The organism is Terrabacter sp. FW104-15G4B, from assembly GCF_058790095.1.
Map to the genome: position 1 here is coordinate 26,614 of NZ_JBYTCI010000003.1, position 25,492 is coordinate 52,105.

24 protein-coding genes are annotated in these 25,492 nt (G+C 70.5%); 8 read left to right on the forward strand and 16 right to left on the reverse strand.

The window, feature by feature from the left end; translation table 11 throughout:
* Positions 1 to 31 precede the first annotated feature (31 nt).
* Positions 32 to 655, forward strand: a complete 624-nt coding sequence (locus AC3WRT_RS03540; RefSeq protein ID WP_492719192.1) for an O-methyltransferase — start codon at positions 32 to 34, stop codon at positions 653 to 655.
* A gap of 119 nt (positions 656 to 774) precedes the next feature.
* On the opposite strand, the gene AC3WRT_RS03545 is transcribed toward AC3WRT_RS03540, so the two are convergent.
* Positions 775 to 948: a DUF3117 domain-containing protein gene (locus tag AC3WRT_RS03545; protein ID WP_013493416.1), complete on the reverse strand. Its 174-nt coding sequence runs from the start codon at positions 946 to 948 to the stop codon at positions 775 to 777.
* Positions 949 to 1,099: 151 nt separating this feature from the next.
* Here AC3WRT_RS03545 and AC3WRT_RS03550 point away from each other — a divergent pair, with 151 nt between their 5' ends.
* Entirely contained in the window at positions 1,100 to 1,912 is an 813-nt protein-coding gene (locus tag AC3WRT_RS03550; protein WP_492719195.1) for an enoyl-CoA hydratase/isomerase family protein, read from the forward strand.
* A gap of 235 nt (positions 1,913 to 2,147) precedes the next feature.
* Here the strand turns inward: AC3WRT_RS03550 and AC3WRT_RS03555 are convergent, their stop codons facing one another.
* The 4 genes from AC3WRT_RS03555 to dapE all read right to left on the reverse strand — a co-directional run bounded on the left by AC3WRT_RS03555 (position 2,148) and on the right by dapE (position 5,761).
* The gene (locus AC3WRT_RS03555) at positions 2,148 to 3,362 is read right to left on the reverse strand and encodes a hypothetical protein (RefSeq protein ID WP_492719198.1); all 1,215 of its coding nucleotides are present in this window, start codon (positions 3,360 to 3,362) and stop codon (positions 2,148 to 2,150) included.
* Positions 3,359 to 3,826: a cell division protein DivIVA gene (locus AC3WRT_RS03560; protein ID WP_492719200.1), complete on the reverse strand. Its 468-nt coding sequence runs from the start codon at positions 3,824 to 3,826 to the stop codon at positions 3,359 to 3,361. Before AC3WRT_RS03560 ends, AC3WRT_RS03555 begins: the two co-directional genes overlap by 4 nt.
* Positions 3,823 to 4,536 carry an LOG family protein gene (locus AC3WRT_RS03565; RefSeq protein WP_492719675.1) on the reverse strand — a complete coding sequence of 238 codons (714 nt, stop codon included), beginning with the start codon at positions 4,534 to 4,536 and terminating at the stop codon, positions 3,823 to 3,825. Before AC3WRT_RS03565 ends, AC3WRT_RS03560 begins: the two co-directional genes overlap by 4 nt.
* Before the next feature lie 82 nt (positions 4,537 to 4,618).
* Positions 4,619 to 5,761: a succinyl-diaminopimelate desuccinylase gene (gene dapE / locus AC3WRT_RS03570; protein WP_492719203.1), complete on the reverse strand. Its 1,143-nt coding sequence runs from the start codon at positions 5,759 to 5,761 to the stop codon at positions 4,619 to 4,621.
* Positions 5,762 to 5,854: 93 nt separating this feature from the next.
* Between dapE and dapD the strand changes: the two genes are divergently transcribed.
* Positions 5,855 to 6,787 carry a 2,3,4,5-tetrahydropyridine-2,6-dicarboxylate N-succinyltransferase gene (gene dapD / locus AC3WRT_RS03575; protein ID WP_492719205.1) on the forward strand — a complete coding sequence of 311 codons (933 nt, stop codon included), beginning with the start codon at positions 5,855 to 5,857 and terminating at the stop codon, positions 6,785 to 6,787.
* A gap of 185 nt (positions 6,788 to 6,972) precedes the next feature.
* Positions 6,973 to 7,803 carry a hypothetical protein gene (locus AC3WRT_RS03580; RefSeq protein ID WP_492719207.1) on the forward strand — a complete coding sequence of 277 codons (831 nt, stop codon included), beginning with the start codon at positions 6,973 to 6,975 and terminating at the stop codon, positions 7,801 to 7,803.
* A gap of 101 nt (positions 7,804 to 7,904) precedes the next feature.
* On the opposite strand, the gene AC3WRT_RS03585 is transcribed toward AC3WRT_RS03580, so the two are convergent.
* The 3 genes from AC3WRT_RS03585 to fdxA form a co-directional block, all read right to left on the reverse strand.
* Positions 7,905 to 9,185 carry a citrate synthase gene (locus AC3WRT_RS03585; protein WP_492719209.1) on the reverse strand — a complete coding sequence of 427 codons (1,281 nt, stop codon included), beginning with the start codon at positions 9,183 to 9,185 and terminating at the stop codon, positions 7,905 to 7,907.
* 140 nt (positions 9,186 to 9,325) lie between these two features.
* Positions 9,326 to 10,450: a succinyldiaminopimelate transaminase gene (gene dapC / locus AC3WRT_RS03590; protein WP_492719211.1), complete on the reverse strand. Its 1,125-nt coding sequence runs from the start codon at positions 10,448 to 10,450 to the stop codon at positions 9,326 to 9,328.
* Positions 10,447 to 10,773 (reverse strand): ferredoxin, encoded by a 327-nt coding sequence (gene fdxA / locus AC3WRT_RS03595; RefSeq protein ID WP_020143133.1) that lies wholly within the window; start codon positions 10,771 to 10,773, stop codon positions 10,447 to 10,449. The genes dapC and fdxA overlap by 4 nt, the downstream gene beginning before the upstream one ends.
* Positions 10,774 to 10,837: 64 nt before the next feature.
* On the opposite strand from fdxA, the gene AC3WRT_RS03600 reads away from it, so the two are divergent.
* Entirely contained in the window at positions 10,838 to 11,968 is a 1,131-nt protein-coding gene (locus AC3WRT_RS03600; protein WP_492719214.1) for a GNAT family N-acetyltransferase, read from the forward strand.
* Between the two features lie 25 nt (positions 11,969 to 11,993).
* On the opposite strand, the gene AC3WRT_RS03605 is transcribed toward AC3WRT_RS03600, so the two are convergent.
* The 5 genes from AC3WRT_RS03605 to AC3WRT_RS03625 form a co-directional block, all read right to left on the reverse strand.
* Positions 11,994 to 13,754, reverse strand: a complete 1,761-nt coding sequence (locus AC3WRT_RS03605; protein WP_492719216.1) for a VanW family protein — start codon at positions 13,752 to 13,754, stop codon at positions 11,994 to 11,996.
* A gap of 181 nt (positions 13,755 to 13,935) precedes the next feature.
* A complete protein-coding gene (gene mshB / locus AC3WRT_RS03610) occupies positions 13,936 to 14,856 on the reverse strand; it encodes an N-acetyl-1-D-myo-inositol-2-amino-2-deoxy-alpha-D-glucopyranoside deacetylase (protein ID WP_492719218.1) in 921 nt (306 codons plus the stop codon).
* Between the two features lie 33 nt (positions 14,857 to 14,889).
* Entirely contained in the window at positions 14,890 to 16,650 is a 1,761-nt protein-coding gene (locus AC3WRT_RS03615; RefSeq protein WP_492719220.1) for an ABC transporter substrate-binding protein, read from the reverse strand.
* A gap of 67 nt (positions 16,651 to 16,717) precedes the next feature.
* On the reverse strand, positions 16,718 to 18,616 hold the full coding sequence (gene typA / locus AC3WRT_RS03620) for a translational GTPase TypA (RefSeq protein ID WP_492719222.1): 1,899 nt from the start codon (positions 18,614 to 18,616) through the stop codon (positions 16,718 to 16,720).
* A 103-nt stretch (positions 18,617 to 18,719) separates the two neighbouring features.
* Positions 18,720 to 19,175, reverse strand: coding sequence for a (deoxy)nucleoside triphosphate pyrophosphohydrolase (locus tag AC3WRT_RS03625; protein ID WP_492719224.1), 456 nt, complete (start codon positions 19,173 to 19,175; stop codon positions 18,720 to 18,722).
* Between the two features lie 68 nt (positions 19,176 to 19,243).
* Here AC3WRT_RS03625 and AC3WRT_RS03630 point away from each other — a divergent pair, with 68 nt between their 5' ends.
* From AC3WRT_RS03630 to AC3WRT_RS03640, 3 genes are all read left to right on the forward strand, one after another.
* Positions 19,244 to 19,570: a 4a-hydroxytetrahydrobiopterin dehydratase gene (locus AC3WRT_RS03630; protein WP_492719226.1), complete on the forward strand. Its 327-nt coding sequence runs from the start codon at positions 19,244 to 19,246 to the stop codon at positions 19,568 to 19,570.
* 148 nt (positions 19,571 to 19,718) lie between these two features.
* Positions 19,719 to 21,260, forward strand: a complete 1,542-nt coding sequence (locus tag AC3WRT_RS03635; protein WP_492719228.1) for a hemolysin family protein — start codon at positions 19,719 to 19,721, stop codon at positions 21,258 to 21,260.
* The gene (locus tag AC3WRT_RS03640) at positions 21,257 to 22,270 is read left to right on the forward strand and encodes a hemolysin family protein (RefSeq protein ID WP_492719230.1); all 1,014 of its coding nucleotides are present in this window, start codon (positions 21,257 to 21,259) and stop codon (positions 22,268 to 22,270) included. Before AC3WRT_RS03635 ends, AC3WRT_RS03640 begins: the two co-directional genes overlap by 4 nt.
* Positions 22,271 to 22,280: 10 nt before the next feature.
* Here AC3WRT_RS03640 and AC3WRT_RS03645 read toward each other — a convergent pair whose 3' ends face one another.
* The 3 genes from AC3WRT_RS03645 to AC3WRT_RS03655 are packed head-to-tail and all read right to left on the reverse strand — an operon-like array spanning position 22,281 to position 25,469.
* Positions 22,281 to 23,363: an ABC transporter ATP-binding protein gene (locus tag AC3WRT_RS03645; RefSeq protein WP_492719232.1), complete on the reverse strand. Its 1,083-nt coding sequence runs from the start codon at positions 23,361 to 23,363 to the stop codon at positions 22,281 to 22,283.
* Entirely contained in the window at positions 23,360 to 24,412 is a 1,053-nt protein-coding gene (locus AC3WRT_RS03650; protein ID WP_492719234.1) for an ABC transporter ATP-binding protein, read from the reverse strand. The genes AC3WRT_RS03645 and AC3WRT_RS03650 overlap by 4 nt, the downstream gene beginning before the upstream one ends.
* Positions 24,413 to 24,452: 40 nt before the next feature.
* Positions 24,453 to 25,469 carry an ABC transporter permease gene (locus tag AC3WRT_RS03655; RefSeq protein WP_492719236.1) on the reverse strand — a complete coding sequence of 339 codons (1,017 nt, stop codon included), beginning with the start codon at positions 25,467 to 25,469 and terminating at the stop codon, positions 24,453 to 24,455.
* Positions 25,470 to 25,492 lie beyond the last annotated feature (23 nt).

Here is a 25,492-nt window from a genome sequence, read left to right on the forward strand (position 1 = left end):
CGTCCGACGTGGTCACAGTAGGGTGACGAACATGAGCTCGCAGAAGGTCGCCGCCTGGTCGCACGCCGAGGACTTCGTCACCCCGAGCGAGCATGTCGAGGAGGCCAGCCGCCGCGGGGAGGAGCTCGGTGCGCCACCGGTCGGCAACGGTGTCGGTGGCGTCCTGCAGATGCTCGCCGCGGCGACGGGAGCCAAGGCCGTCATGGAGGTCGGCACGGGCGCCGGCGCGTCGGGCCTGTGGCTGCTCGGCGGCATGCCGACCGACGGCATCCTCACGACGATCGACCTCGAGACCGAGCACCAGCGTGCGGCGCGGGACGCGTTCGGCGCCGCCGGGATCGCCCACCAGCGCACCCGCGTCATCGCCGGCCGCGCCCTCGAGGTGCTCCCCCGCATGACCGACGGCGCCTACGACCTCGTCGTCGTCGACGCCGACAAGCAGGAGTACCCCGACTACCTCGCCCAGGCCACGCGCCTGCTGCGCCGCGGCGGCACCCTCGTCATGACATGGAGCGACAAGGAGTCCGACCCCGCCAACCGCGACTCCGAGACCCGGACCCTGCGCGAGGTCGGCCGCACCATCCGCGACCACGACCAGTTCACCGCGTCACTGCTACCCGTCGGCGAGGGCCTGCTCGTGGCGGTCAAGCGCTGAGAACACGTATGACGTCCGGCCGGCCGGACGGCATACGCCCGCTGCTCGAGGGGAATGGGAGACGGGGCCCGCCCCCGACCGTGAGGTCGGGGGCCGTCGAACCTGGATCCGGCGAAGGGTCAGTTGACGCCGTCACAACCCTGGATCGCGTCACGCAGAGCCGCAGCCTCGTCGGGGGTCATCTCGACGACGAGACGCCCGCCGCCCTCAAGGGGCATCCGCAGCACGATGCCGCGGCCCTCCTTGACGACCTCGAGCGGGCCATCGCCGGTCCTCGGCTTCATTGCTGCCATGGTTCCCCTTCCCTAGGAATCCTCGGTCTTTGGCCCCATTATCCCGTGTCTCGTTTGCGAGACCTAATTGAGATGTGACTGACCGCACGTCGCGGGCCTGCGGGGCCTGCCGCGCTTCCACCGCGAGACGGATTGGGCCAGAGTGGCGCCCATGACGCAGACGCCTGGCTCCCCCGCCCCCGCACCACTTCTCGTCGAGGTCGCCGACGGTGTGGCGTGGCTGCGGCTGAACCGCCCCGAGGCGATGAACAGCCTCGACAACGCCCTGAAGGACGCCCTCGTGGCAGCCCTGGCGCAGGTGGGCGAGGACCGCGGCGTGCGGTGCGTGGTGCTGACCGGGAGCGGTCGCGCCTTCTGCGTCGGGCAGGACCTCAAGGAGCACGTACGCAGCCTCGATGACCCCACCTCGACGCTCGCGACGACGGTCACCGACCACTACAACCCCATCGTTCTCGCGCTCGCCACGATGAACAAGCCGGTCGTCGCCGCCCTCAACGGGGTGGCGGCAGGAGCCGGGATGAGCTTCGCGCTCGCCTGCGACTTCCGAATCGCGTCGGAGCAGGCGGGGCTCAACACCTCCTTCGCCGGCATCGCGCTCTCGTGCGACTCGGGCGCCTCGTGGACCCTGCCACGCCTGGTCGGGCCGGCCCGGGCGAAGGAGCTGCTGCTCATGCCGCGCACCGTGTCGGCGCAGGAGGCGCTCGCGATGGGCCTGGTCACGAAGGTCGTGCCCGCCGACGAGCTCGAGGGCACGGTCGCCGAGCTGGCCCGCACCCTGGCCGACGGCCCGACCCTGGCCTACGGCTCGATCCGGCGCGCCGTGGCCCACTCCGCGGGCACGGACCTCGCCGACGCCCTGGCCAACGAGGCGCAGCTGATGGCCCTCACGGGTGGCAGCAGCGACCACCGGGCGGCCGTCGACGCCTTCCTCGCCAAGGAGAAGCCCACCTACACCGGTTCCTGATTCGAGCCTGAGCCTCCCCTCGGCGGCGCGACGGTGTGCCAAGACTGCTCGTGACAGGCCGGTCCTCGCTGGCGCAGTCGCTCCCCTGTGGAGGCGGCGCGGCGCCGGAGAGGTGTGGACGCGAACCCGATGGTCTGCGCGATGGTCTGCGTGCCGGTGGGGTGATCACCCCACCCGACGCCGGATCATCAGCAGGTCTACCACCCTCGGAGCCCGGAGCGGGCGGCCCCTCAGGTCACGGCGGGTAGTCGCTCGGGGGGATGAAGCGCCACAGGATGTCGGTCCAGTAGTACTGCCCGACGATGCACAGCACGAGAAGTGGCACGAACCGCCACAACAGCCGCTTCCAGCCGTTGCCGCGACGGTCGGCCCACCCGGCTCCCAGCATGACGACGAGGAGCGGGAAGAGCGGCACGAGGTAGCGGAAGATGCTCGTGTACGGGTCGAGCACCGCGGCGAGGTAGGCCGGATAGGCCAGTGTCCAGGTGCGCAGGTCGGCTCCGAGGTTACGCGCCCACGGCCCGGCGACCATGGCGACGATCAAGAGCGGCACGGCCACGAGCATGACCGGGCCCCACGTGTCGCCGAAGACGTAGTCCGACATGCCGGCCCACGGTTTGAAGGGCTCGACCGTCCCCGAGCCGCGCCAGGACGCCATCGTGTCGGTGTAGGCCGAGCGGACCCCGGTGCGCCACCAGGCGATGGCGGGCCAGAGCAGCCCCGCGACACCGCAGCCGACGAGCGCGGCGCCCATGGCGGCATACGTTGCCCTGGTGAGCGGGCGCGCCCGTCGCTGCCGCCAGCGCAGGACCACCACGACGAGCGTGACCAGCACGAGCGGCACGCCGATCGGCCGCGAGAGGCCCACGAGCAGCGCCACGACCGTCGCCACCAGCCACCTCTCCCTGGCCAGCGCGTACAGGTACGCCACGAGGAGGAGCATCGCCAAGGACTCCGTGTAGGCCAACTGCAGCGTCACCGCCGCCGGGAAGCTGGCCCACAGCGCGACGACGAGGTATGCCGCGGGCTCACCGATGCGATCGCGCAGCAGCAGCCCCATGAGCACGGCGGCCCCGGCACCGCAGAGCAGTGCGATCGTCGAGCCGACGGCCGGGAAGCCGAGCCCGGTGAGGGCCATCCCGGCTCGGGCCATGAGCGGGAAGAGGGGGTAGAACGCCCACGGGTTCTGCTGGACGACGCCGTCCTGACCGACGGGCAGCTGTGAGGGGTAGCCGTGTTGCGCGATGACCTGGTACCACTGCCCGTCCCACAACGCCGTGAAGGGGAAGTACGTCACCGGCGCGTGCTCGCCGCCGGTCATGCCGGACGGCACCTGGTGCTGCATGACGAGCAGCAGGATCGTGGTCGTGACGACGCGGGCGAGGGCGTAGATCGCCAGCACCCAGCCGAGGAAGACGCGTCGCGGTCGCAGGGCGAGCACCTCGGTCATGTGGTGCGTTCGCGGCCGACCGTCCGATCGGACTGCGCGGCGGCTTCGTCGGGCGATCCCGGGGCCGCGGGCTCGGCGTGCTCTGCGGGCTCGTCTGGCTCAGCGGTCTCTGCCAGCTCAGCTGGCTCGGCGGGCTCGGCGGGCTCGGCGGGCTCGGCGGGCTCCGCGGGCTCGGTCTCGGAGACCGGAGCGTCACCACGCAGGACGGCGATCTCCTCCTCCTTCTCGCGCAGCTCGCGCCGGAGGCGGTCGACGACGCCGTCGACCTGGCTCATGCGGTAACCGCGAAGACCGACGTCGAAGACGAGCTCGTCGAAGTCGGCATCGCGGATCGGCTCGTCCGGCAGTGGCTCGTGGCTGAGGCTCGGCGCCGGACGGCCCATGCCGCCACCGGCCAGGCCGAGGATCAGGGCGACGACGAAGCACAGCACGACGATCCCGACGAACAGGATGAACCACTTCACGACGTCGGCTCCTCGTAGGTGCGGATCGCCCTGACCGCCTCCTGCGCGTCATCGGTGAGGATCAGCCGGTCGAGGTCGGTCGTGCCGATCATGCCGCTCTCCAGCACGGTGTCCCGCAGCCAGTCGATCAGGCCCTGCCAGTAGGCGACGCCCATCAGCACGATGGGGAACTCGGTGACCTTCTGGGTCTGCGCGAGGGTCACGGCCTCGAAGAGCTCGTCGAGGGTGCCGAAGCCGCCCGGTAGCACGATGAAGCCGCGGGAGTACTTGAGGAACATCACCTTGCGGGCGAAGAAGTAGCGGAAGTTGATGCCGAGGTCGACGTACTCGTTGAGACCGGTCTCGAAGGGCAGCTCGATGCCGAGGCCGACCGACGTGCCCCGCGCCTCGAAGGCGCCCTTGTTGGCCGCCTCCATGGCGCCCGGTCCCCCGCCGGTGATGACGGCGTAGCCCGCCTCGGCCAGCAGCCGGCCCACCTTCACCCCGAGGGCGTATGCCGGGTCGTCGGCTCGGGTGCGCGCGGAACCGAACACGGCGGCCGCCGGACCGAGCTCGGACAGGGTCCCGAAACCCTCGACGAACTCCGACTGGATGCGCATCACCCGCCACGGGTCGGCGTGCAGCCACTCGTTGGGCTGGTGCGCCTCGAGGAGCCGCTGGTCCGTGGTGGTCGGCGGCACCTTGTGCCGGCGCATCGTCACCGGCCCCATCTGTCGGCGGTCCTCGGAGGGCTGCCCGGCCGCGGTGGCCGCGGGCTCGTGGTCGTTCACGGCGCCAGCCTATGCGGCCGCGTCAGCGTAGCCAGCGCAGCAGTGCGGCCTCGGCGTCGGCATACTGCTGCACCGGGCAGCGCTCGTCGTCCATGTGCGCGAGATTCGGGTCGCCGGGGCCGTAGTTGACGGCCGGCATGCCGAGGGCCGTGAAGCGCGCGACGTCGGTCCAGCCCTCCTTGGCGTCGACCGGGACGTCGAGGGCCTCGATGAAGGCCCGGGCGGCGGGCAGGTGCAGGCCCGGCCGGGCGCCGTCGGCCGCGTCGGAGAGCGTCACCTCGAAGCCCTCGAAGACCTGGCGCACGTGCGCGAGGGCCTGCTCGGTGTCCTTGTCGGGCGCGTAGCGGTAGTTGACGGTGACCGTGCACCGGTCCGGGATGACGTTGCCGGCGACGCCGCCGCTGATCCCGACGGCCTGGAGCGCCTCGTGGTAGTCCAGTCCGTCGACGGTGATCGTCTCGGCTGCGTAGGCCGTCAGGCGTGCGAGCACCGCGGCGGCGTCGTGGATGGCGTTGTGGCCCTTCCAGGGGCGGGCGGAGTGGGCAGCGACGCCCTTGGTGACGATCTCGGCACGCAGCGTCCCCTTGCAGCCGCCCTCGATGGCGCCGTTGGTCGGCTCGAGGAGCACGGCGAAGTCGCCGGCGAGCAGCTGCGGTGCGGTGTCGGCAAGGCGCGCCAGACCGTTGAAGGCGGCGTCGATCTCCTCGCACTCGTAGAAGAGGAAGGTGAGGTCGCGAGTCGGCTCGGTGACCTGCGCCGCAATGCGGAGCATGACGGCCACGCCACCCTTCATGTCGACCGTGCCGCGACCCCAGAGATCACCGTTGTCGCGCCTGGTGGGCAGGTTGGGCACGTCGGTCAGCGGCACCGTGTCGATGTGCCCCGCGAGCACGACGCGCTCGGCCCGGCCGAGGTGTGTCCGGGCGATGACGGTGTTGCCGTCCCGGATGACCTCGAGGTGCGCCAGCGGGCGCAGGGCCGCCTCGATGGCGTCGGCGAGGGCCGCCTCGTTCTGGCTGACCGACTCGATGTCGCAGACCGCTGCCGTGAGCGTCGTGACGTCGGTGGACAGGTCGAGCGTCGCGGAGCCACGGGGCTCCGTGGCGACGGCCTTCTCGGCGGTCCGGTCAGCGGTCAGGTCGGAGGACTGCGGGGTCGACGGCATACGCGGAAGGTTATCCGGAGCCGGCGGCCCCGAGCGTCGCGGTCCGGCGGGTCCACGTCGCACGTCTCGCGCCGTCCCCATATCCTTGCCGGCATGTCGGAGCGCAGCGCATGGGGACACGGACTGACCACCATCACGGAGGACGGTCAGGTGCTCGACACCTGGTTCCCGCAGCCGGCGCTCGGCACGCCGCCTGCCGATGCGCCCGCCCCGACGGGACTTGCGTCGCTCGCCGGCCAGGACACGGTGCGGCGGGTGAGCACCGAGGTACGCCTCGTCGAGATCGACCTCGACGCCGCCCCCGCGGACGCGCCTGACGCCTACCTGCGCCTGCACCTGCTGTCGCACTGCCTGGTCCAGCCCAACACCATCAACCTCGACGGCATCTTCGGAGTCCTGCCGAACATCGTGTGGACCAGCCTCGGCGCCTGCCCGGTCGAGGGGTTCGAGCAGACGCGACTGCGGCTGCGCACATCCGGTCAGCACGTCTCGGTCCACGGCATCGACAAGTTCCCGCGGATGACCGACTTCGTCGTGCCCCAGGGTGTGCGCATCGCCGACGCCGACCGGGTGCGCCTCGGCGCGCACCTCGCGGCGGGCACGACGGTCATGCACGAGGGCTTCTGCAACTTCAACGCCGGCACCCTGGGCACCTCGATGGTCGAGGGGCGCATCGTGCAGGGCGTCGTCGTCGGTGACGGCTCCGACATCGGGGCGGGCGCCTCCATCATGGGCACGCTCTCGGGCGGCGGCACGGAACGCGTGAGCATCGGCGAGCGTTGTCTCGTCGGAGCCAACGGAGGCATCGGCATCGCACTCGGCGACGACTGCGTCGTCGAGGCCGGGCTCTACGTCACGGCCGGCGCCAAGGTGACCCTTCCCGACGGCACCGTGGTCAAGGCAAAGGAGCTGTCGGGAGCGAGCAACATCCTGTTCCTCCGAAACAGCGTCACCGGCGCCGTCGAGGCTCGCGACCGGGCGGGGACGGGGATCACCCTCAACGCCGCGCTCCATTCCAACGACTGACCGATACCGGCCCCCGACCCGGTTCAGACCAGAGCCGCACAGCTGAGGACCCCATGCCGAAGAACCGACCGGGCCCGACCCTCGCCGACTCCAGGCGCCGCGTCCCGGCGCGCAGCGCGACGCCGGGCAGGGCTAGCGGTGCGTCCGGCAGCCGGGCTCCTGCACGCCGGGCACCGCGGGGTCGTATGCCGGCAGCCCGGCGTCGCCGGCGCCGCTGGGTCGTGGTCCTGGCGGTGCTCGCCCTGGTGGCGACGGGCGCGTGGTTCGGCGGCCGCTACCTCATCCAGAGCGTCGTGAGCCCGCAGTGCACCATCGCGGCGTCCGGCATGACCGAGACCTTCGACCCGGAGCAGACCGCCAACGCCGCGCTCATCGCAGCGCTGTCGATGAGGCGGGACATGCCACCCCGAGCCGCCACGATCGCGTTGACGACCGCCTTCCAGGAGTCGAAGATCCGCAACCTGCGCTACGGCGACCGGGACTCGCTCGGGCTCTTCCAGCAGCGGCCCAGCCAGGGTTGGGGCAGCGAGAAGCAGATCCTCGACCCGGTGCACGCCACGAACGCCTTCTACGACGCCCTGGAGAAGTACCAGGGCTACGAGTCCGCGGACATCACCAAGATCGCACAGCGCGTGCAGAAGAGCGGCTTCCCCGAGGCGTACCGCGACCACGAGAGCCAGGGCCGGGTCCTCGCCTCCACCCTCACCGGCCGCTCCCCCGCCGGGCTGACGTGCCGGCTCGACGCCGCCCGGACCAGCCTGTCGCCGCAGCGGGTGGCGAGCGACCTCGCCGAGCAGATGGGCGTGACGTCGGTCCGGGCCGGCGAGCGAACGCTCACGGTCACTGCGCCGGACGCGACGACGGCCTGGGCCGTCGCCCACTGGGCAGTTGCTCGGGCCGAGCTCTACGGCGCCACGAAGGTCACCATCGGCGGTCGCGTCTGGGACCGCGCCTCCGGTGACAAGGGCTGGTCCTCGGGGGCGGCCGGCAAGACCGTCACCGTCGACCTGCACTGACCCAACGTCGAAAGGCCACAAACCGGGCTCTCCGGACGCCCAGCGGCGTCACGAACGGCCCGGTTTGTGGCCTTTCGACGGTGTAGGCCGAGCCAGGGGGCTCAGGCGGGGTAGCTGCGCTCCGGCTCGCCGGTGTAGATCTGGCGGGGGCGGCCGATCTTGGTCTCGGGGTCGTGCATCATCTCGCGCCACTGGGCGATCCAGCCCGGCAGGCGGCCGATGGCGAAGAGCACCGTGAACATCTTCGACTCGAAGCCCATGGCCTTGTAGATCAGACCGGTGTAGAAGTCGACGTTCGGGTAGAGCTTGCGTTCGACGAAGTAGTCGTCGGCCAGGGCGATCTCCTCGAGGCCCTTGGCGATCTCGAGGAGCGGGTCGTTCTGGCCGAGCTTCTCGAGGATGTCGTCAGCGGCCTTCTTGATGATCGCCGCGCGGGGGTCGTAGTTCTTGTAGACGCGGTGCCCGAAGCCCATCAGGCGGACACCGTCCTCCTTGTTCTTGACCTTCTCCATGAACTTCTTCGGGTCGTCGCCCGACTGGTGGAGCTTGCCGAGCATCTCGAGGACGGCCTGGTTGGCGCCGCCGTGCAGCGGGCCAGAGAGTGCGTGGATGCCGGCCGACACCGAGTTGAACAGGTTGGCGTGGGCGGAGCCGACGAGGCGCACCGTCGACGTGGAGCAGTTCTGCTCGTGGTCGGCGTGCAGGATGAAGAGCAGGTCGAGGGCCTTGGCGACGGTCGGGTCGACCTCGTAGGGCTCGACGGGGTAGCCGAACGTCATCCGCAGGAAGTTCTCGACGAACGACAGCGAGTTGTCGGGGTACATGTAGGGCTGCCCGACGCTCTTCTTGTGCGCCATGGCTGCGATGGTCGGCAGCTTGGCGAGCAGTCGGACGGTCGAGATCTCGACCTGCTCCTGGTCGAAGGGGTCGAGGCTGTCCTGGTAGAACGTGCCGAGGGCCGAGACGGCCGAGCTGAGCACGGGCATCGGGTGCGCGTCGCGCGGGAAGCCGTTGAAGAACGCGCGGAGGTCCTCGTGCAGCATCGTGTGCCGGCGGATGAGGTCCTCGAAGCGGGTCAGCTCCTCGGGAGTGGGCAGCTCGCCGTAGATGAGCAGGTAGGCAACCTCGACGAACGAGGACTTCTCCGCCAGCTCGGCGATGGGGTAGCCGCGGTAGCGCAGGATTCCCTCGTCGCCGTCGATGTAGGTGATCGCGCTCTTGCACGACGCCGTGTTGACGAAACCGACGTCGTACGTGACGAGACCGGTCTCCTTGAGCAGGGACCCCACTCCGAGCCCGTCGTTGCCGTCGACGGCATCGACTCCCGGGAACGTGAGTTCCTTGTCTGCGACCTTGAGTGTCGCGTCCACTGCCTTCGTCACTGTTCCTCGCCTCCTGTAACTCCGGCCAACGTCGCCGGACGTATCCGCGAGCGACGTTACCCCAGCGTCGGGGCGGCTGAGAAAACAGGTCCTCGCCGCGGCGGCACCTCCGACGTACCCCGGCGCCCGCCGCCCAGCGGTCAGAGCCGTGAGCAGGCAGCCGCGATGCGCTCGTCGGTCGCGGTCAGTGCGATGCGCACGTGCTGGGCGCCGGCGGCGCCGTAGAAGGAGCCGGGAGCCACGAGGATGCCGAGGTCGGCCAGCTCCGAAACCGTTGTCCAGCAGTCCTGCTCGCGCGTGGCCCACAGGTAGAGCCCCGCTTCGGAGTGGTCGATGCGCAGCCCCGCGCGGGTGACCGCGGCGAGCAGCTGCTCGCGCCTGCGGGCGTACGCCTTTCGCTGCGACTCGACGTGGGTGTCATCGCGCAGGGCGACCGCCATGGCGTGCTGGACGGGTGCCGGCATGATCATTCCGGCGTGCTTGCGGACCTCGAGGATGCTGCGCACGAGGGTGGGGTCGCCGGCCAGGAACGCCGCGCGGTAGCCGGCGAGGTTGGACTGCTTCGAGAGCGAGTAGACGGCCAGGAGGCCTTCATGGGATCCACCGCTCACGTCGGGGTGCAGGACGCTGGGCGTCGACGTGCCGACCTGGCCCTCTCGCCAGTCCAGCTCGGCGTAGCACTCGTCGCTGGCCACGACGACGCCGTGCCCGCGGGCCCAGGCGACCACCTTGCGCAGGTGCGGGACGCCGAGCACCTGGCCGTTGGGGTTGCCGGGACTGTTGAGCCACAACAGCTTCGGCGTGGTGGCCGCCGTCAGCGGGCCGAGGCTCGTCAGCGACTGCGCCACGACGCTGGACGCGCCGGCGATGCGCGCGCCGATGTCGTAGGTGGGGTAGGCGACCTCGGGGATGCCGACGAGGTCACCGGTGCCGAGGCCGAGGATCGTCGGCAGCCAGGCGACGAGCTCCTTGCTGCCGATGGTGGGCAGGACGGCGTCAGGGCCGAGGCCGGTCACGCCGCGACGTCGCTCGAACCACTCGCAGATCGCCGCGCGCACGTCCGTGGTGCCGACGGTGAGGGGGTAGCCCGGCGCGTCGGCCGCCTCGGCCAGCCCCCGGCGTACGACCTCGGGGGTCGGGTCGACCGGGGTGCCGACCGACAGGTCGACGATGCCGTCCGGATGTGCGACCGCTCGCGCCCTGTAGGGCGCGAGCGAGTCCCACGGGAAGTCCGGGAGGTCGAGTCCTCGGACCGGAGCCGTCACTCGTCGTGTTCCTGCGGCGGCAGGGCCTCGATGAGGGGGTGGTCCTTGTCGATGACGCCGAGCTTCGCGGCTCCGCCGGGGCTGCCGAGGTCGTTGAAGAACTCGACGTTCGCGTTGTAGTAGTCGGCCCACTGCTCCGGGACGTCGTCCTCGTAGTAGATCGCCTCGACCGGGCAGACGGGCTCACAGGCGCCGCAGTCGACGCACTCGTCGGGGTGGATGTACAGCGACCGCTTGCCCTCGTAGATGCAGTCGACCGGACACTCCTCGATGCAGGCGCGGTCCTTGAGGTCGACGCAAGGCTGGGCGATGACGTAGGTCATGGGGAGCGGGCCTCCTGCTATGGAGCGTTCGGGAGCGGATGCTGCACCGCCTATTATGCCGGACATGAACGGCGAGCCCATGCACGACCCCACGGATGAGACCACCCCGGAGGGCGGCCTCGAGGGCCCCGAGAGCATCGAGGGCAACCGCCTGGACCAGGGTTCGGCCCGCAGCGACGACACCGACGGGCACCGCCTCAGCGCGGGGCTGACGGTCGGCAGTCGTGTGGTCGTACGCTACCGGCTCCAGGAGGGCTCGGAGGCAGCCGCCACCGACTTCCTGGGCGAGCTCGTCGCGCGGAACGAGGACTTCCTCGTCGTCGACACGAGGACCGAACGGGTCAAGCTCATCCGTGCCGACGTCGTGGCGGCCAAGAACGTCCCGCCGCCGGCGAGCCGGCCGGGCCGTGCCCACGAGCGCATCTCCGCCGACGACCTCGAGAAGCTGATGGCCAAGGGTTGGCAGGCCCTCGACCGCGGCGGCCTGGGCGACTGGGTGCTGCGCTCCTCCGAGGGCTTCACCGGTCGGGCCAACTCCGCGCTCGTCGTGGGCGACCCGAGCCTGCCGCTCGACAAGGCGATCGACTTCGTCGAGCGCTGGTATGCCGACCGCGGGCGCCCGCCGATCTTCCAGGTCCACGGCGAGCGCGCTTCGCAGCTCGAGCAGGTGCCCGCGGCCGCTGCGCTGCTGGAGCGCGGCTACGTGGTCGGCGGGGACCGCCCGGAGTGGCAGCGGGTGCTCGTCATGACGGGCCTGTCGGCCGCCGTGCCGCCGCTCACCGAGCAGTCCGTGCCCGTGACGGCTGATGCCGAGCTGAAGCTCGACTGGCTGATGAGCTACGGCGAGCAGCGCTCCATCGTGCCGGGCGCGACCGAGGCCGTGCTCACCGGCAGCGAGGGCCAGCTCTTCCTGTCGGTGCACGACCCCGAGAGCGGCCGCATCGTCGCGCTGGCCCGAATGGCGATCCACCCCGGCTGGGCCGGCATCTTCGGGCTGTGGGTGCACCCAGACCACCGCCGCAAGGGCCTCGGCGCCACGATCGTGTCGGCGGTCGCGATGGTCGCCCGCGAGAACAACATGCCGGCGATCTACCTCCAGGTCTCGGCCGACAACGCCGACGGCGTGGCGTTCTGGGAGGGGCTGGGTTTCGGCGTGCACCACCACTACACCTACCTCGCGCGCCCCGCCTCCTGACGGGGAGCGCTCCCACAAGCTCCGGTCACGGCGGGGTGGCGGCCGGGTTCGTGCAGACGATGTGGTCCTCCGGCACGTAGTGCGTGGTGACCGGTTCGCTCCTGACGACCGCTGGGGAGCCGGGACGGCGCCACTGGCGGGTCACCGTCACGTCGAAGCCCGGGTTGGGCTGCTGCGGGTAGCACTTGACGCTGTCGGTGCGAACCGTCTTGGGCGGCACGACGTTTCGGCGAGGCCCCTTGACCGAGGCGATGTCCCAGGTCTTCGTGCTCCACACCCGGCCGTGCACGACGCCGCCGTCGACCCACGTCTGCAGGAGCATCCCGAAGGACGTGTCGTTCTTCCACTTGTTGTCGATCGTCGGCCAGTACACAGTGGCCTCGCGACCCTCGGGGTAGCGGGGGATGAAGAACGCGTGAGGGCTGAACTCGAGAAAGTCGACCCCGGCGAAGTACGCCAGGTTGTAGACGACCGTGGAGACCTGGCTGATGCCGCCGCCGGTGCCTCGGGTGAGGCGGCCGTCGATGATGACGGTGCCGTCGGCATACCCCTTGTCCTCGGTGCGCTCGCCGAGGATCCCGTTGAGGCTGAAGGTGCCTCCCGGTGGGATGTAGGTGCCGTTGATGCGCTGCGTCGCCACGACGAGGTTGTGGGTCCGCGACGTGTCATCGGTCGGGAACGGAGACTGGAAGTCGACGACGAGGCTCCTGACGCCCGCCCTCTGCGCGTCCTCGGTCGTGAACGGTGGGCGGGCCGCCGACGCCTGCACGTCGACGGTCCGGTCGGGCCCCGAGATGGCAGCGACCACCCGGTCGGCGAGGGCCTGCTCATCCACGGCCAGGCCGTCGACCGAGGGAACGAGCCGCGGCTTGCCGTTGCCTGGCTCGAAGACCCACCGCGCACTGCTCGCCGCTCGGGTCGTCACCTTGACCTTGCCCAGCACGAGCCGAGCCAGGGCCGGCATGTCGAAGTGCGGCGCGAGGCCGCCTGCGCCGTCGGGCACCACCGACACCATGGGGGCGTACGCCGCTGGTGGCACCAGGACCTGCGTGCTCCCGGCGACGACGGTGAGGGAGCCGGACATAGCGGTGCTCCCGAACTGCGAGGCGACCTGCTGGAGCCGCTCTGCGCTGACCTGTGGCGGGATCTCACGGAAGACGGCCGCCGCTGATGAGTAGTCGGGGAACGCCCGGCGCAGCGCGAGCTTCGTGGCTGCGACATCGAGAGCTCGTCCCGGATCGGGAAGGTCGACCGACACCAGCCCACCCGGGAAGGTGACTCGCCCCTCGACGGGCGCGACGGCCAGGCTCGGCGCCAGCCGGGCCAGATAGGTGGTGAGCGCCGCGTCGTCGGTCGTTGTCAGCAGCGGCTCGCGGACCGCTCCGGTCAGCTTGTCCCAGACCACCCTGGGGTCGAGCACGAGACCTGTGAGCCCCTCGAGCGAGCGTTCGGTGTCGACCGAGAGGCCAGCCTCCTGGGGCACCACCTGCACCGGCTCCGGCCGGCCGGGCACGCTCAGGGCGATCGGGCTCTGCAGCAGCGAGTGCGCGCCCCTGGCGATGGAGGTGCGGGCGGCTTCGGGGGTCATGCCACCGATCTGGATGCCTCCCACGGAGGCCGTCGCCGGCACGTGCTGCGAGGACCAGAGGCACAGGCCGGCATAGCCGCCCCCGAGCACGACGACGGAGGCGAGGAGGCGTGCGGCCGTCGAGCGTCGCTCTCGACGTCGGTCGCGGCGCTCCTCGCGGCGCTCGTCGTTGCGCCGGTCGTGCCAGTGGTCGGACATGGGCTCTCCGTGCAGGGGTCGAGTGGCACGAAGGTAGCGCTCCCGGTGCCCGACGGCCGCCAACCGACGCGCCGAGTCCCCCGACGATCGAAAGAGCACTCCGTCCCCGATCGAAAGTGCAGTCCGTCCGGCGGACGCCGTCACCAGCAGGCCAGAGCGGACGGATCGCCCTTTCGATCAGTCAGTCGAGCAGGTCGCTCCCCCGGCGGCCGGTGGGCCGCCACGTGCGCGGGTTGACCTGCCGGAAGCCCTCGCGCCCGGTGGTGCGCGCCGCGACGAGGTTGGAGAGGGCGTGCACGTCCTCGCTGGCGACGATGACCTGCGTGGCGTGGGCCCGCAGAGCGTCGTTCTTGACGGCGCGGGCGGCTTGATCGAGCACGACGTGCGTCACGAGGTCGTCGTCGACGACGGACGGCGGGAACGCGTCGCCGGGGGCTGGTACGACGAGCCGCGGCGCATCGGGCGCGCCGCGCCCGAGGTCCTGGTGCGCCCACCAGCCGGTGGGGTCGAGAAGGGCCGGGTCGGCGCAGCGGAGCCAGGAGCGGTCCTCCACGGCCCAGCTCGACGGCGTCAGGATCTCGTAGGCTCGCCGGGGCAGCTGGGAGTCGTCGAGCAGCTCGAAGGCGCGGCGCGTGGCCCGGTGGGTCTGCACGTGGTCCGGGTGGCCATAACCGCCGTGCTCGTCGTAGGTGACGACGACGTCCGGGCGCAGCTCGCGCAGGAGGTCCGCGACCAGGCCGCCGACCAGGTCGAGGTCCGCACCGGCAAACGCCTCCGGCCTCGCGGCTGCGCGCGATCCGACCATGCCCGAGTCCCGGAACCGCGAGAGTCGCCCGGCCGCGGGGTCGGCCCCGAGCAGGTGGCCCTGCGCCCCGATGCGCGCGAGCGCCCGGGCCAGCTCACCGTGGCGGTGGGGACCCAGTCGGTCGTCCGGGTCGCCCTCGAGGTGGGCCAGGCCGGGCGGGATGACCTCGCCCTCCTCCCCCAAGGTGCAGGTGAGCACGTGCACCTCGTGCCCCCGCGAGACGTGGTGAGCCATCGCGATGCCGCACGTCAGCGTCTCGTCGTCGGGATGGGCGTGGACGAAGAGCAGTCGCGGCACGAGGGTCCTCTCCGGGAAGGGGTGGTCGGGGCGTCAGCGCACGGACACCGTGGCGAGGTCGACGATGCCGCCGACGGCGTGGTCCTCGTACGAGCTGACTCCCGAGCCGTGCAGGTACAGCGCCTTGGTGGCCGCCAGGGCGAGGTAGCCGCCCTGGTCGCGGATCGCCTGGTCGGCCTGCTCCCACACCCTGGCGCGGGCGGCCGGGTCGCCGGTCGCGTCGGCCTTGTCGATGAGGGCGTTGACGGCGTCGCTGCTGAAGTAGCCCACGTCCTGCCCGGGACCCGAGGAGTCGATGTTGATGCGCGGGTCGAACAGAGCCGGCAGGACTCCACCGGCAGACGGCCAGTCCGGGGTCCACACGCCTCGGAAGAGGTCGAAGGACCCGACCGAGCTCGGCTTCTCGACCGTCTCGTAGTACTCCTCCGGCGGGACTCCGGTGAGCTCCACGTCGAACCCGGCGCGTTCCCACCCTGCAGCGAGGGCGGCATACGCCTTGTCGGCCAGCACCGAGCGCGCGTACACGACGCGCAGCCGCACCGGCAGCCGCACGCCGGCCCGGTGCAGCACCTGGCGGGCCGCCTCGGGGTCGCCCTCCACGCGGGAGCCGGACGGCACCTGGACAAAGCGGGGGTCGACCGAGGGTGAGAGGATCGACCAGCTCGGCGTGCCGGCTCCCTCGCCGCCCGTGGCGGCGACGTAGGTCGCGCGGTTGGTCGACAGGGCCAGGGCCTGGCGGACGGCCGGGTTGGCCATGACCGGGCTGCGCATGTTGACCGCGAGGTAGTCGACGTTGCCGGTGTAGGGAAAGGTCAGCCGGGCCCGCAGGTCGGTGCCGGCCTGGTTGCGCAGGGTCGGGCTCGCCTGGACCCACGAGACGGCATACGCGTCGTCCCCCTCCTGGTTCAGCAGGCGCTGGATGACGGACGCCTCCCCGAGCCCCGAGCTCACCCGGATCTCGTCGGGGTAGGCCTTGCGGATCGGGTCGGTGCGGGGGTCCCAGTGCTGGTTGCGCACGAAGGTGCCGCCCGTGCCGACGACCCACGGCTTCGCCAGACGGTACGGACCGCTCGACACGACGGCATACCCCGCCTTGTCGCTCGACGTGTCGGCGGACGCCTTGCGTGGCGCGAACTCCGGCAGCGCCACGATGTGCGGGAAGTCCGGCTCGGCATCGCGCAGGCGGAAGGTGATCGTGCGTCCCGCGCACGAGACCGCCCGGTCGAAGTCAGCCTGGTGCGCCCGGTCGGCCGGCCCGGCGTAGACCGGCTTCTCGACGCCCTCGGGCGTCACCGTCGTCGAGATGTCGAGCAGGTAGCTGGCGTAGTTGGTGCCGCCGACGTGGGTGCGGCGGTCGAAGGTCCGTGCGACGCCGTGCCGCACGTCGTCGCACGTGATCGGCGAACCGTCCTCCCACGCCACCCCCTCACGCAGCGTGAACGCCCACGTGCGGGCGCCGTTGCTCGGGCGGCCCGTGTCCGTCGCCAGGTCCGCCTGGACCGCGCGCTGCTGTGCGCCCGTGCCGTATGCCGTCAGGCCCCGCGCGAAGGTGCGCTGGGCGAAGAACGCCTCGGGGCCGACGTACATCAGCTGCGGGTCCCATGTGGCGACGGTGCCGGACACGAGCACCTGCAGGGTGCCTCCCGACTGGGGGCGCCCCTCCGGCGGCGACGAGGCCGCGCCGAGGGCGCCCTGGGTCGACGTGGGCTGGGACTCGCCCGAGCACGCCACTGCGCCCGCCACGAGGAGGGCAGCGCCGGCTGCGACGGCCAGTGACCGCCTCAGCCGACCCACGACGCCGGGTCCCGCGACCTGCCCTCCGACACGTCCTGCGACACGTCCTCCGACACGCACGGGTCGGTCAGCCCTCGGCCTTTGCTGCCGACCGCGCCCGCGAGGCGGTGCGCGCGCGCTCGCCCGCATCGAGGACGACCTTGCGGATGCGGACCGACTCGGGCGTCACCTCGACGCACTCGTCCTCGCGGCAGAACTCGAGGCTCTGCTCGAGGCTGAGCTTGCGCGGCGGGACGATCTTCTCGAAGTTGTCCGAGGAGGAGGCGCGCACGTTGGTGAGCTTCTTCTCCTTGGTGATGTTGACGTCCATGTCGTCGGCGCGGGAGTTCTCGCCGACGATCATCCCCTCGTAGACCTCGGTGGTCGGCTCCACGAAGAGGGTGCCGCGCTCCTGGAGGTTGACCATCGCGTAGGACGTCACGACGCCCTTGCGGTCCGAGACGAGCGAGCCGCTGGTGCGGGTCGTGATGGCGCCGAACCACGGCTCGTAGTCCTCGAAGACGTGGTGGGCGATGCCCGTGCCGCGCGTCTCGGTGAGGAACTCGGTGCGGAAGCCGATGAGGCCACGGCTGGGCACGAGGAACTCCATGCGGATCCAGCCGGTGCCGTGGTTGGTCATCTGCTCCATGCGGCCCTTGCGGGCGGCCATGATCTGCGTGATCGCGCCGAGGAACTCCTCGGGGGTGTCGATGGTCAGGCGCTCGACCGGCTCGTGGACCTTGCCGTCGACCTCGCGCGTCACGACCTGGGGCTTGCCCACGGTCAGCTCGTAGCCCTCGCGTCGCATCTGCTCGACGAGGATGGCGAGCGCGAGCTCACCACGGCCCTGGACCTCCCAGGCGTCGGGACGCTCGGTGTTGAGGATGCGCAGCGACACGTTGCCGATGAGCTCCTTGTCGAGGCGGTCCTTGACCATGCGGGCGGTGACCTTGGAGCCGCGGACCTGGCCGACCATCGGGCTGGTGTTGGTGCCGATGGTCATCGAGATGGCGGGCTCGTCGACGGTGATGAGCGGCAGCGGGATCGGGTTCTCCGGGTCGGCGAGGGTCTCGCCGATGGTGATCTCGGGGATGCCGGCCACGGCGATGATGTCGCCGGGACGCGCCTCCTCGGCGGGCTTGCGCTCGAGAGCCTCGGTCATGAGCAGCTCGGTGATCTTGACGCGCTGCTGCGAGCCGTCGTGGCGGCACCACATGACCTGCTGGCCCTTCTTGATCGTGCCGTTGAAGACACGAAGCAGGGCGAGGCGGCCGAGGAAGTTGGAGGCGTCGAGGTTGGTGACGTGGGCCTGGAGCGGGGCCTCGTCGTCGTAGGTCGGCGCGGGGATGGTCTCGAGGATCGTGTCGAAGAGGGCCTCGAGGTCCTCACCGACCGGGAGGCCACCGTTGTCGGGGCGCTCGAGCGACGCACGACCGGCCTTGGCCGACGCGTAGACGATCGGGAAGTCGATCTGCTCCTCCGTGGCGTCGAGGTCCATGAACAGCTCGTACGCCTCGTCGACGACCTCGGCGATGCGCGAGTCGGGACGGTCGACCTTGTTGATGCAGAGGATGACCGGCATCTTCGCGGCGAGCGCCTTGCGGAGCACGAAGCGGGTCTGGGGAAGCGGGCCCTCGGACGCGTCGACGAGCAGGACGACGCCGTCGACCATCGACAGGCCGCGCTCGACCTCACCGCCGAAGTCGGCGTGGCCGGGGGTGTCGATGATGTTGATGGTGACGCCGTCGGTCAGCCCGCGGTCGGCGGCCGCCTTGCCGGTGTAGTGCACGGCGGTGTTCTTCGCGAGGATCGTGATGCCCTTCTCCCGCTCGAGGTCACCGGAGTCCATCGCGCGCTCGTCGACGTGCTGGTGCTCGCCGAACGCGCCGGACTGCCAGAGCATCTTGTCGACGAGGGTGGTCTTGCCGTGGTCGACGTGGGCGACGATGGCGACGTTGCGGATGTCCGCGCGGGTCTTCATGGGCATGAGGAACAGTCTCTCAGGGTTTCGGAGGTGCTTCGGACCACGGCGTCGTGGGTCGTGTGACGGGTCACAGGGGCGGTGTGCGTCACGGGTCGTTCGGTGGTGGTCAGGGTCGCGGGCCGGCCCCGAGCATCGCCTCGAGCCGTTCGACGATGGGTAGGTCTGCGGGCAGCCAGGCCACGGCACGCAGCTCCTCCAGGCCCAGCCAGCGCAGCTCGTCGTGGTCCTCGATCGGCTCGGGCGTGCCCTCGACGACCTCGGCGAGCCACACCAGCATCTCGTATCTCTCGCCGAGCGGCCACGTGGCGCCGGGCTGCGGACCCGGCACGTGGGCGCCGAGGCGCACGCGCACGCCGAGCTCCTCCAGCAGCTCGCGGTGCAGGGCCGCGAGCGGGGACTCACCGTCGTCGACCTTGCCGCCGGGCAGCTCCCAGCCGCCGGCGAGCGCCGACGGCTCGGTGCGGCGGGCAGACAGCAGCCGGGTCGGGCGCTCCAGGTCGTCGACCACGGCCGCTCCCACGACGAGGCGGACCGGGTGCGGGACGGGGACAGGGCTGCTCATGGCGGGAGAGATGCTCTCACACGAACGTGGACCTGACCCCGTGCGTGCCGGAGGCGTTTACTGGACGCATGACACGACTGCTCACCGATGAGGAGGTCGGGCGCCTGCTGGCTGCGCTGCCCGAATGGACACGGGACGGCGACACCATCCGGGCCTCCTTCGAGGCACCGGCCTTCCTGACCGGCATCTCGCTCGTGCAGGAGGTTGCGGCCGCGGCCGAGACGATGGACCACCACCCGGACATCGACATCCGCTGGCGCACGGTGTCCTTCGCGCTGTCCACCCACTCCGAGGGCGGGCTCACCCAGCTCGACGTCGAGCTGGCCCACCAGATCAGCCAGGAGGCCGCCCGGCTCGGTGCCCGAGCCGCCGGGAGCGCTCCCGCGAGCGGCTGAGCGCCCCGGCACGGTCACCTAGGATTGTCGGCATGCGATCCCAGTCACGCTCCGACTCGCGGTCCGAGTCCCGGGAGGGCCATAGTCCCTGGCCGGACCCGGTCCGGCCACCTCTCCCCCACCACTCGTCCCCTCGGGTGGTGATCGCATGAGCACCGCTCTGGGCATCGGGCTCGGTGTCGCACTGATCCTGGTGCTGACGGCGGCGACGGGCTACTTCGTCGCCCAGGAGTTCGCCTACGTCGCTGTCGACCGCAACGCCCTGAAGCAGCTCGCCGAGGGTGGGGACCCCGCGGCGGCGCGGGCGCTGCGCGTCACCTCGCAGCTGTCCTTCACGCTCTCGGCCGCGCAGTTCGGCATCACGGTCACCGCGCTGCTCGTCGGCTATGTCTCCGAGCCGCTCGTGGGCACCGGCCTCGCCGAGCTGTTGGACTCCTCGATGTCGTATGCCGCCCGGCTCAGCCTGTCGGTCACGGCCGTCCTCGTCTTCTCCACCGTCGTGCAGATGGTCTTCGGCGAGCTCGCCCCCAAGAACTACGCCATCGCCCGCACCGTGCCGCTCGCCCGTGCCCTCAGCCGCTCGACCCTCGTCTACCTCCGGGTCGCGGGTCCCGTCGTGCGCCTCTTCGACCGGGCCTCGACGACGCTGCTACGCAAGGCCGGCATCGAGCCGGTCGAGGAGCTCGAGCAGGGCGCCACGGCCGAGGATCTCACGCGGATCATCGACGAGTCGCACGCAGGCGGCCTGCTGGACGACGACCTGTCCGACGTCCTCGAGGGCGGACTGCGCTTCCGCCAGCTCGATGCGGGCGACGTCATGACCCCACGCGTCCGCGTCACGACGATCCACGCGGACGCCCCAGTCTCCGAGCTCGTGGACCTTCTCGACACCGGCTGGTCCCGCTTCCCGGTGACCGGCCGCGACGGTGACGACATCGTCGGCGTGGCCGGGATCGCCGAGGTGCTGTCGGTCGAGCCCGCGCGGCGCAGCACCACGGCGGTCGGCTCGGTCGTGTCCGACCCCACGGTCGTGCCGACGAGCGCGCCCCTGCCGCGGGTGCTCGAACAGATCCGCGCCGACCACCGGCAGCTCGCCGTCGTGGTGGACGAGCACGGTGGCTTCGCCGGCATCGTGACCTTCGAGGATATCGCCGAGGAGGTCGTCGGCGAGATCCTCGACGAGGACGACGCGCCGGAGCCGGGAGTCGTCGAGGCCGCCGCCGGCACCTGGGTGGTGCCCGGCCACCTGCGCCTCGACGAGCTCGACACCGCGACGGACCTGCGGCTGCAGAGCAGCGACGAGTACTCGACCCTCAGCGGGCTGATCCTCGAGGACCTCGGGCGGATGGCCGTGGTGGGCGACGAGGTGCGCCTCCAGGCACGCCGCGAGGTCGTCCGCGAGCGCCACCTTGGCGACCAGTCCGACGACGCCGCAGCGGATCTCGACGACGACGCCAGGGCCCATGACCACCAGCACGAACCCGAGACCCGGCACCTGCCGGTCTCGGTGCGCCTCACCGTCGAGGCCGTCGCGCGGCACGTGCCGTCGTCCGTCCGCGTGGAGGTGCTCGACCTGATGTCCGACCTGGAGTCGCTCGAGAGCGACTCCAGCGGCCCGGGAGGCGTCGACACCAGCGACGGTGCTGCCGCGGACCGCCCGGCCGACGCGCGGACGGAGGCGGGCCGATGATCACCGCCCTGCTCGTCTCGCTCCTGCTCCTCGTGCTCAACGCCTTCTTCGTGGCCGCTGAGTTCGCCCTCGTCGCGAGCAAGCGGCACCGGCTCGAGGACCTCGCCGAGCGCGGCAGCGTCGCAGCCCGGGCCGCGGTCCGAGGCCGCCGCGAGCTCTCGCTCATGCTCGCCGGCGCCCAGCTCGGCATCACCCTCTGCACCCTGGGCCTCGGCTCCCTCGCCAAGCCTGCCGTCGCGGAGCTGCTCACCCCCGTCTTCAGCTTCGTGCGCGTCCCGGAGGCCGCGGCATACGTCGTCTCGGTCGTGCTGGCGGTCGGCATCGTGGTCTTCCTGCACATGGTCGTCGGCGAGATGGCCCCGAAGTCCTGGGCCATCGCGCACCCGGAACGATCCGCCGTCCTGCTCGCGCTGCCGTTCCGCGGGTTCGCCTGGGTGATGCGCCCGGCCCTCAGCCTGCTCAACGCCATGGCCAACGGGTGCCTGCGGCTCGTCGGCGTCACCCCGCAGGACGAGCTGGGCCAGGTCCACGGCCCCAAGGAGCTGCAGCTGCTCATCGCGAGCTCCAAGGACCACGGCATGCTCGCCGAGCCGGAGCACCGGGTGCTCACCGGGGCCATCGACCTCGACTCGACACCGTTGGTCGACGTCGTCGTGCCGATCGACCGGGCCGTCGGGGTCGCCACGACCGCAACGTGCTCCGAGGCCGAGGCGGTCTCGCGCGAGACGGGCCGCTCGCGGCTCGTCGTCCGCGAGGGGGGCGCGCCGCTCGGCATCGCACACGTCCGCGACATCGTGCGAGCCGCGCCCGGCGCGCCGGTCACCACCGTCACGGCTCCCACGACTCACCTCGACGCCGGTCTCTCGCTGCTCGACGCCGTGTCGGCGATGCGGGTCCAGCACGCCCAGCTCGTCCTCGTCGACGGGCCGGCCGGCCCGATCGGGCTCGTCACGATGGAGGACCTCCTCGAACGGGTCCTCGGCCAGTTCGACGACGAGACCGATGCCTGACGGCCCGGGGCTACAGCACCGCGACCTTGGGGGGACCGGCGAAGTGACAGGCGACCTCGTGACCGCCCCGGTTCTCCAGCACAGGAACCTCGGTTGTGCACCGTTTCCGCTCTGTCTCACTCAGCTCCTCGCGGTGCCTCGGACAGCGCGTGTGGAAGACGCAACCCGAGGGCGGGTTGATGGGCGAGGGCAGGTCACCCGTGAGCAGGATGCGCTCGCGCTTGTTCTCCTTGCGCGGGTCCGGGAGCGGCACAGCTGAGAGCAGGGCCTGCGTGTAGGGGTGGAGCGGGTTCTTGTAGAGCTCGTCGCGTTCGGCAACCTCCATGAACTTGCCGAGGTACATCACGGCCACCCGGTCGCTGATGTGTCGGATGACGGACAGGTCATGCGCGACGAAGACGTAGGTGAGGTCGTACTCGGCCTGGAGGTCCTCGAGCAGGTTGACGACCTGCGCCTGGATCGACACGTCGAGGGCCGACACGGGCTCGTCGCACACGATCAGCTTGGGGCGCAGGGCGACCGCGCGGGCGATGCCGATGCGCTGGCGCTGGCCCCCAGAGAACTCGTGCGGGTACCGGTTGTAGTGCTCCGGGTTGAGGCCCACGCGCTCCATGAGTCCTTGCACCTCGGCCTTGACGCCCCCCTCCGGTTTGATGCCCTGGATGTCGAAGGGGGCAGCGACGATGGCGCCGACGGTCTGTCGTGGGTTGAGCGAGCCGTAGGGGTCCTGGAAGACCATCTGCATCTCGGTGCGCAGCCGTCGCAGGTCGCGGCCGTGGGCGCCCGTGATGTCACGACCGTTGTAGTGGATGGAGCCGCCGGTCGGCGGGAGCAGCTGCAGCATCGTGCGGCCGGCCGTGGACTTGCCACATCCCGACTCGCCCACGAGGCCGAGGGTCTCGCCGCGGCGCACCGTGAAGGAGATGCCGTCAACAGCCTTGACCGGGTCGGACGGCCGGCGGATGATCCCGGAGGTTCGGGTCGGGAAGTGCTTCTTGAGGTCCTTAACCTCGAGGATCACGTCCGAGTCCGGTTGGTTGGTCACGTCGGAGTCCGGTTGGCTGACCACGTCGGAGTCCGGTTGGTTCGTCACGATGAGGGCGTCCTAATCTCCGTGTCAAAGATCAACTTGCGCTTCGGTGCCGGGATCAGGCACCGCACCGGGTGCCAGTCGCCTACGTCGAACTCGGGGACTATGGTCGAACAGCCGAGCTCCTCGTCGTCCCGGTAGGCACAGCGCGGATGGAAGACACAACCCGACGGAGGGTTGATGAGCGACGGGGGGTTGCCCTGGATCGGCCGGAGCCGTGCCAGGCGCTCTTGGTCGATGCGGGGCATCGACTGCAGCAGACCCCAGGTGTACGGGTGCTCGGCTGAGTAGAAGGTCTGGTCGGCCGTGCCGCCCTCGACCGCCTTACCGCCGTACATCACCATGATCTTGTCAGCCATCTCGGCCACGACCCCGAGGTCGTGGGTGATGATGATGATCGCCGACTCCATCTCGCTCTGCAGGTCCACGAGCAGATCCAGGATCTGGGCCTGCACGGTGACGTCCAGGGCCGTCGTCGGCTCGTCGGCGATGACGAGGCGCGGTGTGTTGACGAGTGCCATCGCGATCATCGCGCGCTGGCGCATACCACCCGAGAACTCGTGGGGGTACGCGTCAATGCGCTTCTGCGGGTTGGGGATGCCCACTTTGCCGAGCATGTCGATGACGTGCGCGCGCGCCGCAGCCTTGGAGGCCGAGCGGTGGTGCACCCTGTACGCCTCGATGATCTGGTTGCCCACCGAGTAGTACGGGTGCAGGGCCGAGAGCGGGTCCTGGAAGATCATCGCGATGTCGCGTCCGCGCATGGCCCGCAGGTCGTCGTCGTTGAGCTTGAGCAGGTTCTTGCCCTCGAAGTTGATGCTGCCCTCGACCACGGCGCGGGTCCCTCGATGCAGGCCCATGATGGCCTGGCTCGTGACGGACTTGCCCGATCCGGACTCTCCCACGATGCCGAGCGTCTGCCCCGCGTCAAGGTCGAAGGTGAGCCCGTCGACGGCTTTGACGAGTCCGTCCTCGGTCGGGAAGGTCACCTTGAGGTCGCGCACGGAGAGCAGCGCGTCGCTGGTCCCCTCGGAGGGCACCCATGTGCTCATGCGTTGTCCAATCCTTCGTGGCGCAGCGGCCGGGTCGTGGTCAGCTGTACTTGACGCGCGGGTCGATGACCGCGTAGAGCACGTCGACCACGATGTTGGCGACGATCACGAATGTCGCCACAACAAGCACGATACCGACCGTGACCGGGAGGTCATAGGTCGTGGCTGCACTCACCGCCTCCCGGCCGAGTCCGTCGTAGTTGAATATCTGTTCGGTGATGATGGCGCCGCCAAGGAGACCCGCGAGGTCCAGACCCGCCACCGTGGCGATCGGGGTCAACGCTCCGCGGAGCGTGTGCTTGAACAGGATGCGTCCGGACGTGAGTCCCTTCGCCTGCGCAGTCCGCAGGTAGTCCTCCCCCTGGACCTCGAGGACGAAGGCCCGGGTGAGCCTGATGTAGCCCGCGATGTAGACGAGGGCAAGGGCCAGCGCGGGCAGGAAGAGTCCTTGGAGCCACGTCAGCACACCACCTTCGGCAATGGGGGTGTATGTCGGAACGGGGACAAGGCCCCACTTGAGCGCCAGGAAGATGTAGAGCCACAAGCCGATGAAGAAGGTCGGGAAGGCGTAGAAGATCAGGGCGGTCCCCACGATCGCACGATCGGCAACCTGACCCTTGCGCAAGGCGGACACGATCCCCAGCCCGACTCCCACGACCATCCACATGATGAAGGCCGCGATGGCAAGGGAAACCGAGACCGGGAGCTTCTCGGCAACGATGTCCCGCACCGGTCGACTCGCCAGCGGCGAGTATCCCAGGCAGGGCGCCGGGCACTCGGCGATGGTCTCGGGCGCCGACTTCTTCAGCTCCGGATCCTTGGGGAACTCACTGCCGACGAAGAGTCCCTTGGTGAAGTCCACCCAGTAGGAAAGGACCGGCTGGTCATAGCCGAGCGCCTTGCGGTTCTGCTCGAGAAGCTCCGGCGTGCAGTTCTTGCCGCACGTGAAGCGAGCCGGGTCGGCGGGGCTGGCGAAGAACAGCAACATCGTGACGAGCGACATGGCCAGGATCATGACCATGCCGACAGCCACTCTGCGGACGATGTACGAGTACATGTACGTTGTCGCCCCGTGTTGGG